The organism is Enterovibrio norvegicus FF-33, assembly GCF_000286835.2.
In the GTDB taxonomy this organism is placed as follows: Bacteria; Pseudomonadota; Gammaproteobacteria; order Enterobacterales; family Vibrionaceae; genus Enterovibrio; species Enterovibrio norvegicus_A.
This window is the reverse complement of the sequence record NZ_AJYD02000038.1, coordinates 3,082,076-3,096,926: the sequence shown is the minus strand read 5'-3', so window position 1 is coordinate 3,096,926 and position 14,851 is coordinate 3,082,076. Positions and strand designations below refer to the sequence as shown.

Annotated in this window: 11 protein-coding genes; 4 read left to right on the top strand and 7 right to left on the bottom strand. The window is 45.6% G+C overall.

Annotation, left to right across the window (positions count from 1 at the left end):
• Positions 1–26: 26 nt before the first annotated feature.
• The 5 genes from A1OO_RS21780 to A1OO_RS21760 form a co-directional block, all read right to left on the bottom strand.
• Positions 27–596 carry a protein disulfide oxidoreductase gene (locus tag A1OO_RS21780; protein ID WP_017004428.1) on the bottom strand — a complete coding sequence of 190 codons (570 nt, stop codon included), beginning with the start codon at positions 594–596 and terminating at the stop codon, positions 27–29.
• Positions 589–2,700 carry a protein-disulfide reductase DsbD family protein gene (locus A1OO_RS21775; RefSeq protein WP_017004427.1) on the bottom strand — a complete coding sequence of 704 codons (2,112 nt, stop codon included), beginning with the start codon at positions 2,698–2,700 and terminating at the stop codon, positions 589–591. The genes A1OO_RS21780 and A1OO_RS21775 overlap by 8 nt, the downstream gene beginning before the upstream one ends.
• Before the next feature lie 333 nt (positions 2,701–3,033).
• Entirely contained in the window at positions 3,034–3,930 is an 897-nt protein-coding gene (gene secF, locus A1OO_RS21770; RefSeq protein ID WP_016960086.1) for a protein translocase subunit SecF, read from the bottom strand.
• A gap of 2 nt (positions 3,931–3,932) precedes the next feature.
• Entirely contained in the window at positions 3,933–5,747 is a 1,815-nt protein-coding gene (gene secD / locus A1OO_RS21765) for a protein translocase subunit SecD (RefSeq protein WP_016960087.1), read from the bottom strand.
• Between the two features lie 127 nt (positions 5,748–5,874).
• Positions 5,875–6,336 (bottom strand): hypothetical protein, encoded by a 462-nt coding sequence (locus tag A1OO_RS21760; RefSeq protein ID WP_241819223.1) that lies wholly within the window; start codon positions 6,334–6,336, stop codon positions 5,875–5,877.
• 162 nt (positions 6,337–6,498) lie between these two features.
• Here A1OO_RS21760 and ligA point away from each other — a divergent pair, with 162 nt between their 5' ends.
• Complete coding sequence (gene ligA, locus A1OO_RS21755) at positions 6,499–8,511, top strand: NAD-dependent DNA ligase LigA (protein WP_017004426.1); 2,013 nt, start codon at positions 6,499–6,501, stop codon at positions 8,509–8,511.
• A gap of 532 nt (positions 8,512–9,043) precedes the next feature.
• Positions 9,044–10,222: a porin gene (locus A1OO_RS21750; RefSeq protein ID WP_017004425.1), complete on the top strand. Its 1,179-nt coding sequence runs from the start codon at positions 9,044–9,046 to the stop codon at positions 10,220–10,222.
• Positions 10,223–10,429: 207 nt separating this feature from the next.
• On the opposite strand, the gene A1OO_RS21745 is transcribed toward A1OO_RS21750, so the two are convergent.
• On the bottom strand, positions 10,430–11,116 hold the full coding sequence (locus tag A1OO_RS21745; protein ID WP_016960091.1) for a YccT family protein: 687 nt from the start codon (positions 11,114–11,116) through the stop codon (positions 10,430–10,432).
• A 235-nt stretch (positions 11,117–11,351) separates the two neighbouring features.
• Between A1OO_RS21745 and gltX the strand changes: the two genes are divergently transcribed.
• Complete coding sequence (gene gltX / locus A1OO_RS21740) at positions 11,352–12,776, top strand: glutamate--tRNA ligase (protein ID WP_017004424.1); 1,425 nt, start codon at positions 11,352–11,354, stop codon at positions 12,774–12,776.
• Positions 12,777–12,848: 72 nt separating this feature from the next.
• Here gltX and A1OO_RS23855 read toward each other — a convergent pair whose 3' ends face one another.
• Complete coding sequence (locus tag A1OO_RS23855) at positions 12,849–13,025, bottom strand: hypothetical protein (protein WP_241819222.1); 177 nt, start codon at positions 13,023–13,025, stop codon at positions 12,849–12,851.
• A gap of 730 nt (positions 13,026–13,755) precedes the next feature.
• On the opposite strand from A1OO_RS23855, the gene A1OO_RS21730 reads away from it, so the two are divergent.
• A complete protein-coding gene (locus A1OO_RS21730; protein ID WP_016960094.1) occupies positions 13,756–14,793 on the top strand; it encodes a porin in 1,038 nt (345 codons plus the stop codon).
• The last annotated feature ends 58 nt before the right edge of the window (positions 14,794–14,851 follow it).

Below are 14,851 nucleotides of genomic sequence, written 5' to 3'. Positions count from 1 at the left end.
TTTCGATTGTTTTTAGCGCGTGGATGTCAAGGTAACCAAAGGCGCGCTAACAAACCTGGCGGTGTGGTAATCCCCGTCGTGATGGATGTGATTTCCCCATCTTTCACAATGACAATCGTAGGCGTCGATCGGATCCCCCATGCCTGGCCTAAGCGACCTTGCTCATCGTTGACCGTTTCAAAAGAGATGTCATGACTGCGTAGGTAGCCAGCAACACGTTCACGGCTGCCTGATGTCATTGCAACGGAGACGACCTTATAAGAATCAGACAGCCAATCTACTGTGGGTGTGACAAACTTGCACGCAGGGCACCACGTCGCCCAGAAATACAACACCACAGGTTCATCTTTGCTGGCAGTGGCAAGATCAAAGGTGTCACCGGATAAGGTTGTCAAAATGGTATGTGGGACATTGCCGTTTGGCATATCTCGGCTTTGCCACCAATCCAACGCAAATGTGATCACGATAAATAGCACGATGATTGTTGCGATTTCTTTTAGCCACCAGACGGGATTACGCCACTTACTTTTGGTCTTGCTGATTTGTAATTCTGTTTTTGGATCTTCTGGCAACGGTGATTGAGAGGGATCACTCATTCGTCTTTCCTTTCGCTAATTCAATCGCGTTTAAAACCACGTCGCTAGATAAAATGACGGGTAGTGGTATTCCTTGCGGTGCACCGGGGCCATAAACAATGTTAAACGGTACGCCAAATCGGCCATATTTTTGTAAATACTGAGTGACAGATGGGCTGGCCACTGTCCAATTGCCTTGCATCGCGATCATGCCATCGCTGCCCAAGGTACTATAGACAGGGTCTTGTAGTAGAACACCGATTTTGTTGGCTTGACAGGTAATACACCAATCCGCAGTGACATCGATAAAAACCGTTTTTCCTTGTGCCACTTCTTTGGCGATTCGAGGTTCAGATAACCTTTCCCATGCGATATCAGCAGGCAATGGCGTTGCCCAGCGTGAAGCGGTTAAACTAGCTGCAATTAACGCCGTCGCCGAGAACAGGATGCCGATAGCGACCATGACGACGGCGATTTTTTTACCGTAGACAGACGACGTTCGCCGCAGCAACAACATGGCGCCTAACAAGACAAGCGAGACAACCCATCCCGATGATAAATGGTTTGCTAGTAGCGATAACAGCCATGTGGCAGTTGCTAGCATCATGAAACCAAAGGCTATTTTTACCACTTTCATCCAGTGGCCGGGTTTGGGTAACCGCTTGGCAACAGAAGGGAATAGGGCAACAAGTAGCCAAGGTAGTGCCATCCCAATAGCCAATGCAGTGAAAATCACAAAAAGCATGAGGGTGTTGGTGGTTAGTGCAAATGCAACGGCAGTACCGAGAAATGGCGCGGAGCATGGGGTTGCTAGAAGTGTGGCGAACATCCCTTGAATGAAATGACCTGCATAGGAATTGTTGCCTTTGCTTGCCATCCATGTGTTTACATTTGGCGGCAAGCGGATTTCAAACAGACCCAACATGTTGGCAGCAAACAACGCAGTGATAGTGGCCATCAAGCCAATAAAGATAGGACTTTGGAATTGAATACCCCAACCGAAGGCATGCCCAGTTAATTTCAGTACGCTAAGAAACGCTGCGATCAGCCAAAAGGAAAATAAAATACCCAATGCCGACGCGATAAATTGGCGTCTAATTTTCGTTTTTTCTAACCCTTGCGCGGTAACAACACCGCTGAGTTTTATGCCTAATACAGGCAACACACAAGGCATGATGTTAAGGATTAACCCGCCGAGCAGCGCGAAAAGAATCGCGGAGGATAATGACAAGGTTGTTGACGCAGTCACAATGCCACTTTTGGGGACACTACTCTGTTCTGCAAGGAAATTGTCATCAATAAAGGTCACATTGAGAGCGGTATGACTAAGGTTCGGTTTGCCCATCCAACTGCTGGCATCAAACGTTGCCTGAAGCGTATTGCCATTGACGACGACTTGAGGAACCGAGAAAAAAACATCCGCAACAGCCTGTGACTCACCATCAATCAACACGTCTGGCGATGTCCATCCCATCTTTTTTTGCGCAATGACTTCTAACCGCTGTGCGCCTTCATCCCATGTGGTTGATAGGTGCTCAATCAAAGGAGATGGCTGTGGTACTTGGCTCATGCCTTGAGCATAGCGATGTAGGGCTTCAGGATTGATTTCCAGCTCGGAAGGCGTGAAGGTCAAATTTGCTGGGTAGTCGTTCAGTACGCATATCGTTGTGCAAGATGAAAGGGTAAACGTACCGTTGAAAAGCGTGGTTTGGTTGAAATCATCAAGGGTAAAAGTGAGTGGGATCACCACATTATGTTTGTAGCCCAGCGTATCAATGCCTAATAAATCAAAACGTTCCGGTGCAGGCCAATGCCATTCAATGTTTTTGATGTTTTTTGACGCTTGCCAATTGAGACTCGGGGCGACACCGCCTTCACCGGGCGTTCGCCAATACGTTTTCCACTCACCCTCAAGTTGAATCTCTAAAAAACCATTTACCGTGCTGGACGTGGGATCGGCAGCGCCTGTTATCACAACACGCGATGTCAATGGGGGATGATTAGCGTCAGTGAGCCAGCCCGTTGATGGGCTTTCTGATCTGGCTGGCGTAGCAATGAGCAGTGCGAGACAAAGGCTGCTAACTAGCATGAGTGAAAGTCGGTTAATGATTTTTGCTGCGTGCATCAATGATTCCTTGAAAATAAAACTAATCATCAACACGGTTGGCTAAATAACGCTGTTTGATGTGTTTACGATCTAAAGACACATGGTACGACTCAATAGGCAAAGGTGAGTGCTCACTGCGCGTACATTTTTACATTCGTCGCTTGTTCAGCTATGTGCTGAATGTAGCGTACTATGAAGTGAGTTCGAAAGGACAAGTGCAGTTTGGTTCATCTTATTTTTGTAAAAACATCTAAATAGATGAATTCAAAGAGTGATAGAGAGCAGTCGGGTATAAAAATCAGGCCCGAGAGTCGGGCCTGATGAATGAGCAAATTTAGCTAAGTGAACGGCCTATGGCGCATCAGAGATAACGGCAGGCATATAATGCTGCGGGTTTAGCTTGGTCATTTCAGGGATGATGGTTGCGATAGTCATGGTTGACCATGTGCCCGCAACGATACCAATGAGCATGGTGATTGAGAAACCATACAAAGGCTCACCACCAAGCAGCCAAAGAGAGCCGACCGAAATTAAAGTCGTTCCTGAAGTGATCAAGGTTCGCGACAGAGTGGATACGATCGCGCGGTTATTCAGTTCAGCAATGGGCAGAGTCACGTTGGCTTTTAGTAGTTCGCGTATCCTGTCCGAAATAATGATGGAGTCATTGAGCGAATAACCCAAAACTGCCAGCAATGCAGCAAGTACGGTGAGGTTGAACTCCATACCCGTGATGGAGAAGAAGCCCAGTAGCAAAACCACATCGTGGACGAGAGCTAACAGTGCCCCAGATGCCAATCGCCATTCAAAGCGCATGCTCAAGTAACCGAGGATCACGAGCAATGTAATCAGAACGGCCAAGCCACCTTGTTCAGCCAACTCTTGACCAACCTGCGGGCCAACTAAACTCACGTTAATCATTTCAACATGGTTAGAAAAACCCGTGAGTAGGGTTTTGATTTCAGGTTGATCGCTGAGTGTTTCGGGCGCGGCGTAGCGCAGTACCCACTCTCCGGGATCGCCTGCAGCAACCACAGAAACAGGTTGCTTCAGTGCCGCTTCAAGTTTGGATTGAATCTCTGTTGCAGTCAGTGATTGATCGATTTTTACTTCACTTATCATGCCGCCGGTGAAATCTAATCCGAAATTTAGGCCTTTGGTTGAAAGAAAGAAAATGGAAATCAGCATAAATACGCAGGAAAGTAAGCTGCCTGCATGGCGCCATTTGGTCATGTTTTTCATAGTAATCATGGTTAAATCCTCACTCCACGACGAGTATCTTTGCCCCAACATAGGTTAATTACTGCACGAGACGCGAAAATTCCCGTGAACATACTTGTGAGCAAGCCTAAGCCCAGTGTTAATGCAAACCCTTGAATCGGGCCATTACCGATTGCGTACAAAGTGGCGGCTGAAATTAAGGTTGTGATATTGGAGTCGAGAATGGTCCCAAAAGCACTGCTGAAACCTAAATCGATGGATTGGGCCAAGCTTCTTCCTTCGCGCATTTTTTCTTTTATTCGTTCAAAGATAAGCACGTTGGTATCGACGGCCATACCGATGGTGAGCACAAGACCTGCGATACCGGGAAGTGTTAACACTGCCCCTGGTAGTAAGGCGATCAAACCGAGCAACATGACCATATTGATGACCAAAGCAAGGTTTGCAACTAGCCCGAGTTTACGGTACCAAACGGCCATGAATAGCAAAGTTAAACCCATACCGAGTGCGAGTGCCGCAAAGCCGTTTTGGATATTCTCCGCACCTAAAGATGGGCCAATGGTGCGCTCTTCCACGATGGTAACAGGCGCTGTCAGTGAACCTGCACGAAGCAGCAGCGCGAGATCTTGTGCATCCGCCAAAGAGCCAACGCCAGTGATGCGAAAGCGATTCCCTAGTTGGGATTGAATGGTCGCTACGCTGATGATAGATGTGGTTTGTTCTGTTTTCCCTTCCGCATTGCGGCTGTATTCGCTGTAGGCGGTCGCCATTGGTTCGCCGATAGCATTGGCAGAGAAGTCAGACATTGTTTTACCGCCAGTGGCATCCAACGAAATGTTAACTTCTGGCATGCCCATTTCACCCATGCTGCCGCGAGCATCGACTATGTGTTCGCCGGAAAGAACAGGTTTTCGATTGACGTAAACCGATTGCCCGTTGCTGTCTGGGAGTGCTATCGAACCGGGTTTAGCCTCACTCACCACTTCGTAAAATGCCAGGCTTGCGGTTGCACCAATGACATTTTTTGCCGATGCAGGGTCTTGCACACCGGGAAGTTCGATGCGGATACGATGTTCGCCTTGACGCTGTACCGCCGCTTCCGTAATGCCTAGCTCTTCGATTCGGCTGCGCATGGTTTGCAGGTTTTGTTGAACCGTTAAGTTAGTCAGTGTTTGCTTCTCAGAGTCTTTTAGGTGCATGACGAGGGCATTATCCCCGCTGCCTTTTACATCCCATTGTGGATACTGTTCTCGAATATATTGACGAATGTCGCCGTCAGCTTTACCTGAAGGTGTGACGATGCGAAGTGAGTCATCTGCCGTGACCTGCACACGAACGCCGCGAATGCGCAGTTCTCGCGCTTCATCTCGCACTGAATCCGCAGCCTGATTGGCGTGAGCATGGAATACTTGATCCATATCCACGTCCAGCAAGAATTGCACCCCACCGCGTAAATCCAGTCCAAGTTTTATCGGTTTAAATCCCATATCCAACAACCAACCTGGGGCGGCTGGTACCATGGCGAGGGCTACTGTGTCGTCAGGGTTTGATGATTTTTCAAGTATGTTTTTGGCCGCATTTTGCTGCGCGACGTTATCCAATACAACCGTGGTTTTATTACCTGCTTGGTCGATGCGTTTAATCTCAATATCTTTGTTTGAGAGCGCCTTTTGGATGACAACTGCAGAAGGCGTTGTTCCTTTGTGAGAAATCAGAACGGCAGCATTTTCACCAAACCAAGAAGGTAAGGCGCTGAATAGCATAATAATGAGTGTGGTGATGAGCACCACATACTTCCATGCTGGGTAATGGTTCAGCATGGTCGTTCGAGACGTTTTTGGTTTCATAGTCAAACTCTTGGCCACAATGATATGTGGCAAACTAGCGTCAATAACGGCGTCTATTGAACCGCATGACGGTCTAAATTAAGACGTGTTTAATGGCTGAGACTTTGCTCAGATATTTGGCGACGCGTCAGGCGGGAGATTGACTGATGAAACGATAGAGGAGGTTAGATTCTTTCCAGCCAGCAACACGATACGAGGTGCTTGGTGGACTTCTTGTCCAGTCACGCCAATGGGTTAGCGAGACTCGATAATGAGGATGAAATGCAGATGGCAGTGCGCTGGTGAGGTCTATCACCAATTCATATTTGGGCTCAACATTGTTGATGCGATCTGGAAGCCAAGATCCAGTACGAAGTAACTGCGCCAAGTTAGGGGCCAGCGATTTGGCAGGTAAGCGATTTTCGCTATGCAGGGACGTTGGCGTGTCTTCGGATTGTGGATTTTCAACATCAAGGCTAACAGAGTGATCTGTTTGCACTGACGTGTAAGTATTGTTCGGAATAGAAAATGAGGACGTTGAAAAAACGACAAGCACCAGCGCAAGCAATACGCCCATGATACTGGATTGTTTCAACGTTGGGTTTCGCATAAGACCACTCATTTTAATGCTTGGCTGCATCATAATCCTGAGCTGCGATTGCAACAAGTGCTAATTGTCAGTCTGAAGTCATCTTGAGATATACTACTGCCCATTCTTATCCATCAACCACTCTGTCATGAGCGAGTGGTGACGATTGACTAGGCAGCATTGATGACCACGGATATCCAACAAAAACTGCAGGCGCTTAAAGCGCAGCTGAACTACCACGGCCACCTTTATTACGTCGAAGACAAGCCGGAACTCCCTGATGCGGAATATGACCGCATGATGCAAGAGTTATTGGCTATTGAAGCAGAGCACCCTGAATGGATGACGTCTGATTCACCAAGCCAACGTGTCGGCGGTAAACCTTTGAGTGCGTTTGTTCAGGTGCGTCATGAAATTCCCATGCTGTCACTTGATAATGCCTTCGACGATGAAGAACTCATGGCGTTTGAAAAGCGCATGAAAGACAGGCTAAGCAATGCGGCCGACTTCACCTTTAGCTGTGAACCAAAATTGGATGGCCTTGCTGTTAGTTTGATGTATGAAAACGGTGTGTTGCTTCAAGCTGCAACACGCGGTGACGGAAATACCGGTGAAAACATTACGCACAATGCACGAACCATCCGCAATGTTCCGCTTCAGTTGCAAGGTTCGGGTTGGCCTGCGCGTTTAGAAGTGCGCGGCGAAGTGTTCATGCTCAAAGATGGCTTCGATAAACTGAACGAGAAAAACCTAAAAAAAGGTGAAAAGGCCTTCGCCAATCCGCGAAACGCTGCAGCGGGCAGCCTTCGACAGCTTGACCCTAAAATCACAGCCACACGTCCACTTCGCTTTTATGCCTACTCCGTGGGCGTCATGTCTGAAGCATTTGGTGATTCACACATTGGCCGTTTAGAGCAGCTTCGCCAATGGGGTATTCCGCTAAGTCCTGAAGTGAAGAAAGTGGATGGACTGAATAATGTGATTGCTTACTATCAAGACATTATGACCCGCCGAAATGAACTGCCTTATGAAATCGACGGTGTGGTGATTAAAGTCGACAATATTGCGACTCAAGAACAACTGGGATTTGTTGCCCGTGCACCGCGTTGGGCGATTGCTTATAAATTCCCGGCTCAAGAAGAAATTACTACCTTGTTAGATGTGGAATTCCAAGTGGGAAGAACGGGCGCGATTACGCCTGTTGCCAAGCTTGAGCCAGTATTTGTTGGTGGTGTAACCGTATCAAACGCGACGCTCCATAACGCGGATGAAATTGCACGTCTTGGTGTGAGAATTGGCGATACTGTGATTATCCGTCGTGCTGGTGATGTTATCCCGCAAATTGTCAGTGTGGTTGAAAGCCGTCGTCCGGAAGGCGCCAAGGCGGTTGTATTCCCCTCTGAATGCCCTGTTTGCCAATCTCATGTAGAGCGCATCGAAGGCGAAGCCGTTGCCCGTTGCTCGGGTGGATTGATTTGCCGAGCCCAACGTAAAGAAGCGATTAAACATTTCTCATCGCGAAAGGCGATGGATGTTGATGGGCTGGGTGACAAAATCGTCGAGCAGTTGATAGACAAAGAGTTGATTCAAACACCTGCAGATCTCTTCAAATTGACGGCGGGGCAAGCCACCATGCTTGACCGTATGGGGCCCAAATCGGCTCAAAACCTGGTGGATGCATTAGCGGCTTCTAAAGAAACCACCTTGCCACGCTTTATCTATTCTTTGGGGATCCGCGAAGTGGGCGAAGCCACCGCGGCTAACTTAGCGAATCACTTCTTTAATCTTGAAACGATTCGCACTGCGACAGAAGAGCAGTTGATTCAAGTCCAAGACGTGGGGGCGATAGTCGCTAAGCATGTGGTGTCTTTCTTTACCGAACCGCACAACATCGACGTTATTGATGCCTTGTTGCAATGTGGCATTCATTGGCCTGACATTGAACAGCGCGATGAAAGTGCACCACAACCACTAGAAGATAAGGTCGTTGTTCTTACAGGCACCTTGTCAAAACTGTCACGGAGTGATGCAAAAGCTGCACTTCAGGCGCTTGGCGCCAAAGTGACGGGCAGTGTGTCAGCGAAAACAGATTTGTTGATAGCAGGCGAAGCGGCAGGCTCTAAACTCACCAAAGCGCAAGAGTTGGGGATTGAGATTTTAGATGAAGACGGGATGCTGAGACTTTTGTCACGCTAACTAATTTTGCGAACCCCATTTAAAACACCCGCCAAGTGCTGGTGTTTTTTTATGCCTCGAATTCAGGCCTTTTGCGAGTGACTTCAGATAATTCTCTTGTCGAATTTATGGTGAGAAAATGCTTCTTTAACGAAACATTAATAGCATTGTTGAGTGTGTGATAACGATCTCATTACACTTGATTCCCTCAATTCAGGAGTAGTCATTGACATGTAACATTATGATAAATATGAATTTATATTTTTATTTTTAGTGTTTTATATAAATGCGAGATCTGGATCACGAAGATGCAGGGAACTTTGCACCCAGTCATATTTTTTTAATAACAAATAAAGTTCTCATTGATGTTTTTTTACAGGCAAGTAGTCTGGGACACATCGGTTGAGGGAGAGTTCAATCGGTGGTGTAAATATCTAAATCGATGATAAACGTGTCGTTTTAGTCAATCGAATAAACGGCTCATTGCTTTCGGCGGCCAACCTTTAAAGCAATGAACTGGAATTTTGAAACATCCCTTTAGGAGTTATTTTCCATGGAAAAAATGTTTAAGCGTTCAATCGTAGCGACTGCAGTAACTGCTGCAGCACTTGCGTCTACTGTAGCGATGGCTAAGCCTGCTACAGAAACTGTTGATTTATACGGTCAAGTTGCTGTCTCTATGTGGCAGTACGGCGAGCATGCTATCGGTGGCGGTGACCAGCCAATTACTTTTGAAAATGAATCACGTTTTGGTCTTCGTGGCAGCGCTGATTTAGAGCGTGCTCCTAAGTTCATTTGGCAGTTGGAAGGCGGTAACGTCGGTGATGCTGGCGCTGGTAGCGGTTTAGGTGTTCGTGACACATTTGCAGGTTTTGAATTCGAAGACGGCGGCAAAGTACGCGTAGGTCGTATGCTGACTCCTCTTTATCAAATGATTGACTGGCCTTACTCTGGTCAGCGTGCTGGTGCTGTTTTCGACTGGGGCGGTGATGTTTTAGGCGGTGGACGTTATGACCGTCAATCAAACATGATTCGCTATGATTCAGCTAAAATGGGTGGTTTGAACTTCTCTGTTGCTGCTGGTCGTGGTACGGAAAGCGATGATGGTTCTAACTTCTATGGTCTGAGCGCATCTTACAACGTGGGTATTGTTACTTTCCATGCAGGTTATGAAGCCGGTTCTGATCGTTCAAACTCATCTTTAGATAGTTTCTACAATAGCTACTTGAACCAAGTTCCAGGTAATAAGCCTAGTTTCGATAAAATCAAAACAATCGAAGGTTCAACAACTTCTGACACAAATGCAGCGTTGATTGGTTTTGAAGCCTATTTTGATAATGGTTTCGGTGTTTATGCTGCATATAAGATGGAAGCGGCAGACTACGACGATGCGACCATTACCCTTAATGAAGACGTAAAAGATAGCACCAATAAGAAAGAAATTGCTTTGAAAGGCGCATCGATCGACCAAGATAGCATTTCTGTTGGTGTAGTATACGGCGGCGTTGAAAACTGGCAGTTCAAAGCAAACTATGCGGCGAACTTTAATGCCGACGTAGACAACGATGGCTCTAGCTTTGAAGCAACTGGTACTGAAGACAGCATCTTCTCTGTACAAGCTCTGTACTTCCTTGACCCAGCAGCGATTGTGTATGCACGTCCATACGTAATCTCTAAAAACGATTCTGACCACGAGTTTGGTTACGGTCTAGGTCTTGAATACTACTTCTAATCCAAGTAGTCAGATAATATAAAAAATAGCCCGGCTTTTGCCGGGCTTTCTTTTTTGTCGTCGTCAATCATAAAAAAGTAGACTGCTGTTTAGATAGTGGGCACTAAATGACAGTTATGATTTAGAGATGTGAACATAACTACTCCGGTTGCAAGAACGAAAAAAGCAGCGATTTACGCTGCTTTTTAACGTTTGATAATCTGAGTTTTATTTAACGTTTTGGATGGCCCAGCTTAGGAAGGCTTTTTGAGACTCTGAATCAGCTTGTGCGAACCAAAACTTTAGCATTTGTTCAGTATCAACACCTGCATCCGGAGATACTGAGGCTGATGTTACTTTTGATACTTCAGCGTTTGATGTGCTGCTCACTACCGGAATGGTTGCTGCTACCGTTGCAACTGCGCCTGTGGATTGCCAACTGGCAATGTTGTTTGCGCGATTGTATTTTTCAATTTCTTTCACGTAGTCAGGCATAAGCTCAAAACCAATCGATAGTTTGTCTTGCTTGATGTCTATTGGTTTGCCATTTTCACTTAGCGTAAAGCTAGGTTTTTTATCAAACATGCGTCCATCATCGAGCGTATCGATACGTGGTAGTTTCAGTGTCAATGCTGCATCAGCAGCAGTGAATGTGGCAACCAATGGTACTGATTTATACTTGGTTTTCTTACTGCCAGACTCGCGTACGATATGAGACAGCCGGAACAAAATTTGACTTTCACCATTTGGCAATACGACTTTATCTTGATTATCAAAGCCAAGGTTTGAATAGTCAGAATCAATACCATTTTCAACCAAGACTTGAACACCCGATGGAATGTCGATAGTGACATCTGCAAAAGCTACAGAACTTGTAGCTAGTACACCAGCTGCGATTACAGTTCTTTTAAACATCATTAACTCCTTTTTGCCGCTGGCTCCCCAGTCGGTCCTAATATCGTCGACTCGATTCTACGTTTGCGACGTGAAATAAGGTAGGTAATGTCAGTTAAAATGAGGGCTACGGCTAAGAAAATTATTTTTTGTTCCTATCCAAGCTACAATTGTGTGCTTAAACAATGGTGGTACAATGTGTCATTCAAAATTGTAGAATTCCTATTCGGAACGTTGAACTAAATAAGGCAGCAAAATGACGGTCAAAACACGTTTTGCACCAAGCCCAACGGGCTTCTTGCACGTAGGTGGTGCTCGCACCGCACTGTACTCTTGGCTTTACGCTAAACACATGGGTGGTGAGTTTGTGCTTCGTATTGAGGACACGGACATCGAGCGATCTACACAAGAGGCTATTGACGCGATCCTCGAGGGGATGGAGTGGCTTGGTTTAGAGTGGAATGAAGGTCCTTATTATCAAACCAAACGTTTCGACCGTTACAATGAAGTGGTTGACCAACTGCTTGCCCAAGATAAAGCTTATAAGTGTTATGCACCCAAAGCGCTTCTTGATGAGATACGTGAAGAGCAGATGGCTGCTGGCGACAAGCCTCGCTACGACGCTAATCATCCAAAGGTTGTCGCTGCTAATACTGAAGCAACAGAAAGTTCGCCTTTCTGTATTCGTTTCCGCAATCCTAAAGAAGGGACGGTGGTTTTTGACGACAAAATCCGTGGCCACATTGAAATCGCAAACAGCGAGCTGGATGATTTGATCATTCGTCGCACTGATGGCAGCCCAACCTACAATTTTTGTGTTGTTATTGACGACTGGGATATGGGGATTACGCAGGTTGTTCGTGGTGAAGACCACATCAATAACACGCCTCGTCAAATTAACATATACGAAGCTATTGGTGCTCCCGTTCCTGAATTTGCACACTGCTCAATGATTTTGGGCGATGACGGTGCAAAACTGTCTAAACGCCATGGTGCAGTCAGCGTGATGCAATATCGTGATGAAGGTTACTTGCCGCAAGCCTTGTTGAACTATTTGATTCGCCTTGGTTGGTCTCACGGCGACCAAGAGATCTTCTCTATGGATGAGATGATTAAGCTGTTCAGCTTGGAATCAATCAGTAAATCAGCATCTGCATTCAATACAGACAAGCTACTTTGGTTGAATAATCATTATATTAAGACTGCTGAGCCTGAGTACGTTGCCGAGTATCTTCAGTGGCATCTTGACGCTAAATCGATCGATACCAGCAATGGCCCTTCTATTGTAGAGGTGATCAAACTCGTTGGTGAGCGTTGTAACACGCTCATCGAACTTGCAGAGCAAAGCCGATACTTCTACCAAGATTTTGAAGAGTTCGAAGCAGGTGCCGCGAAAAAGCATCTTCGTCCTGTTGCCAAAGAAGCCTTGGAGCTTGCATTGTCTAAAGCTGAATCTTTGCAAGATTGGACAACGGAAAACCTGCATCAATTAATTGCTGATACCTGTTCTGATCTAGAACTTGGTATGGGTAAGGTAGGCATGCCACTTCGAGTTGCGGTCACCGGTCAAGGTCAATCCCCATCTGTCGATGCAGTGATGGCACTGTTGGGTAAAGACAAAGTGGTGACCAGAATTGCGAAAGCGTTGAATTTTATCTCGGCGAGAGAAGCTAACGCATAGTGATTTGACGGACAAATTAAAAAGGCTGCTCAGAAATGGGCAGCCTTTTTTTTGCCCGACGCGATAATCACGTTAGTCGCCGCGTAACATTTCTTGGCTTTGTACACAAACCCAAAAATTATTAGCACCCGCACAGTATTGCATGATGTCTTTTGGAACGACGACTTGCTTGCCTTCAAGAACGTAAGCTGATGCGCCCATACTTACTGAAAACAACAAAGCGGCTAAAGTAGTGTAAATGAATTTCATTATTGACCTCATGATCATCAAGAAAAATTGAAAGTTAGTAAAGACATACAGATATACCTCCACTCTCATAATGTAGATGAGCATCATATTTTTCGTGAATAAATAAGGCTGTTGCATTTTTACTTGGAAGGGGAGTCACCTCCATTGGCGCTAAATTACCGCCTGTTTGATCACTCCGATTGCTGTTGCGATTGCATGAATCTTATGACTCTTCAGCCACTCCCATACTTAATGCCTTTACTCTAAAGACATGTCCCCGATCCCTTATTTTTGTTACGTTAATTTTTCGTAATTGATGCGTCGGGTGGGTGTGTATGTTTTTATTTTGTTAATGATCGATCTCGTTGTTTTTTGTTTATTATTTTCTTTGTGCGAACCAAGTCAAATAAACCTGATCACTTAAATAAAAAAAATAAAAAAAAAGGGGTTGGCTTTTAATTCCAATGTGACTCTCATCATAAAAATGGTTGTAAATATAAATTTTACATTATATTTTTAAGTTTCATTTAGTTTAAGTAACTGATTTTTAGTGGTTAATGTTTTTTTTGTTGTTTACTTTGATCATCTTCAAAGTTCAACTCCAACGATGTTTAATTTGGTGAGAAAAAAATTATCCTTCTCGCCGTTGATAAACATAATCAATCACCGTTCATGTATATCGCAGCTTGGCGGCCAACTTTAAGCAGTGATGACACCATTGAACGAAATAATTTCTATTTAGGAGTTTTCCATGAATAAATTCTTTAAACGTTCTGTAATTGGCTCTGCAGTAGCAGCCGCAGTTTTAGCGTCTTCTGCGGCAAGCGCATATGTGATTGCGCAAACTGACGAAAATTCAGTTGAAATGTATGGTGTTGTTTCTATCTCTGCTGTTGACTACGGCACAACTGATAGCACTTTTGTTCTTGAGAATGAATCACGAATTGGTTTCCGTGCTTCGCAAGTTATGACTGATTCTGTAGAAGCTTTTGTTCAGATGGAATCTGGCTGGATGCTGGATGACGGTGCGAAAGTTGGTAACCGTGATACCTTCGTTGGTATGCGTGGTGATGATTGGGGCCAAGTGCGCTTCGGTCGTATGCTGACTCCAATGTATGAATTGGTTGACTGGCCATACAGTGCTTCAAACATGGGTACGACTTTTGACCGCGGCTGGCGTGCAGGTGAGCGTTTCCATTTTGACCGTAAGAGCCAGCAAATTCGTTTTGACTCAGCGAAAATCGGTGACATGGCTAAATTCTCTGCGTCAGTAGGTAACGGCAGTCAAAACACAGATGATTCTAAGTTCTTCGGTGCGAGCTTCTCTATCAATCCGGTAGAAATGTTGACGTTGCACCTAGCGATGGAAAATACAACTGACACAGATTTTGATGCTAACACTGTGGGTGATACAAACAACCTATTCGCTGGTTTCGAAATTCGTCCAATTGACAACGTTATGCTTGCTGGTGCTTATAAGACGGGTGAGTTTGACAAAGATGCAGCTAGTGCTGGCAACGGTTACAACACCCGTGACATCGATGCATTCTCGCTACAAGCTAACTACTACATGGGTGCAACAAACTTCCGTCTAGGTTACGCATCTCAAGATGGTGAAACTAACGGAACGAAAGACGAGTTCTTGAAGCGTGAAACGATTACTGGTGAAGTAGGCCACAGCTTTAACTCTGTTTACACCTTCCTGCGCGTAGCACAGCAAAGCGATGCTGAAGGCAGCTACAAAGGTGACGACACCATGGTACGTATCGGTACTGAATGGTACTTCTAATCTCCAATTAGTTGTCCTTAAATCTAAACGGGTCTTTATGGCCCGTTTTTTTTCGTTT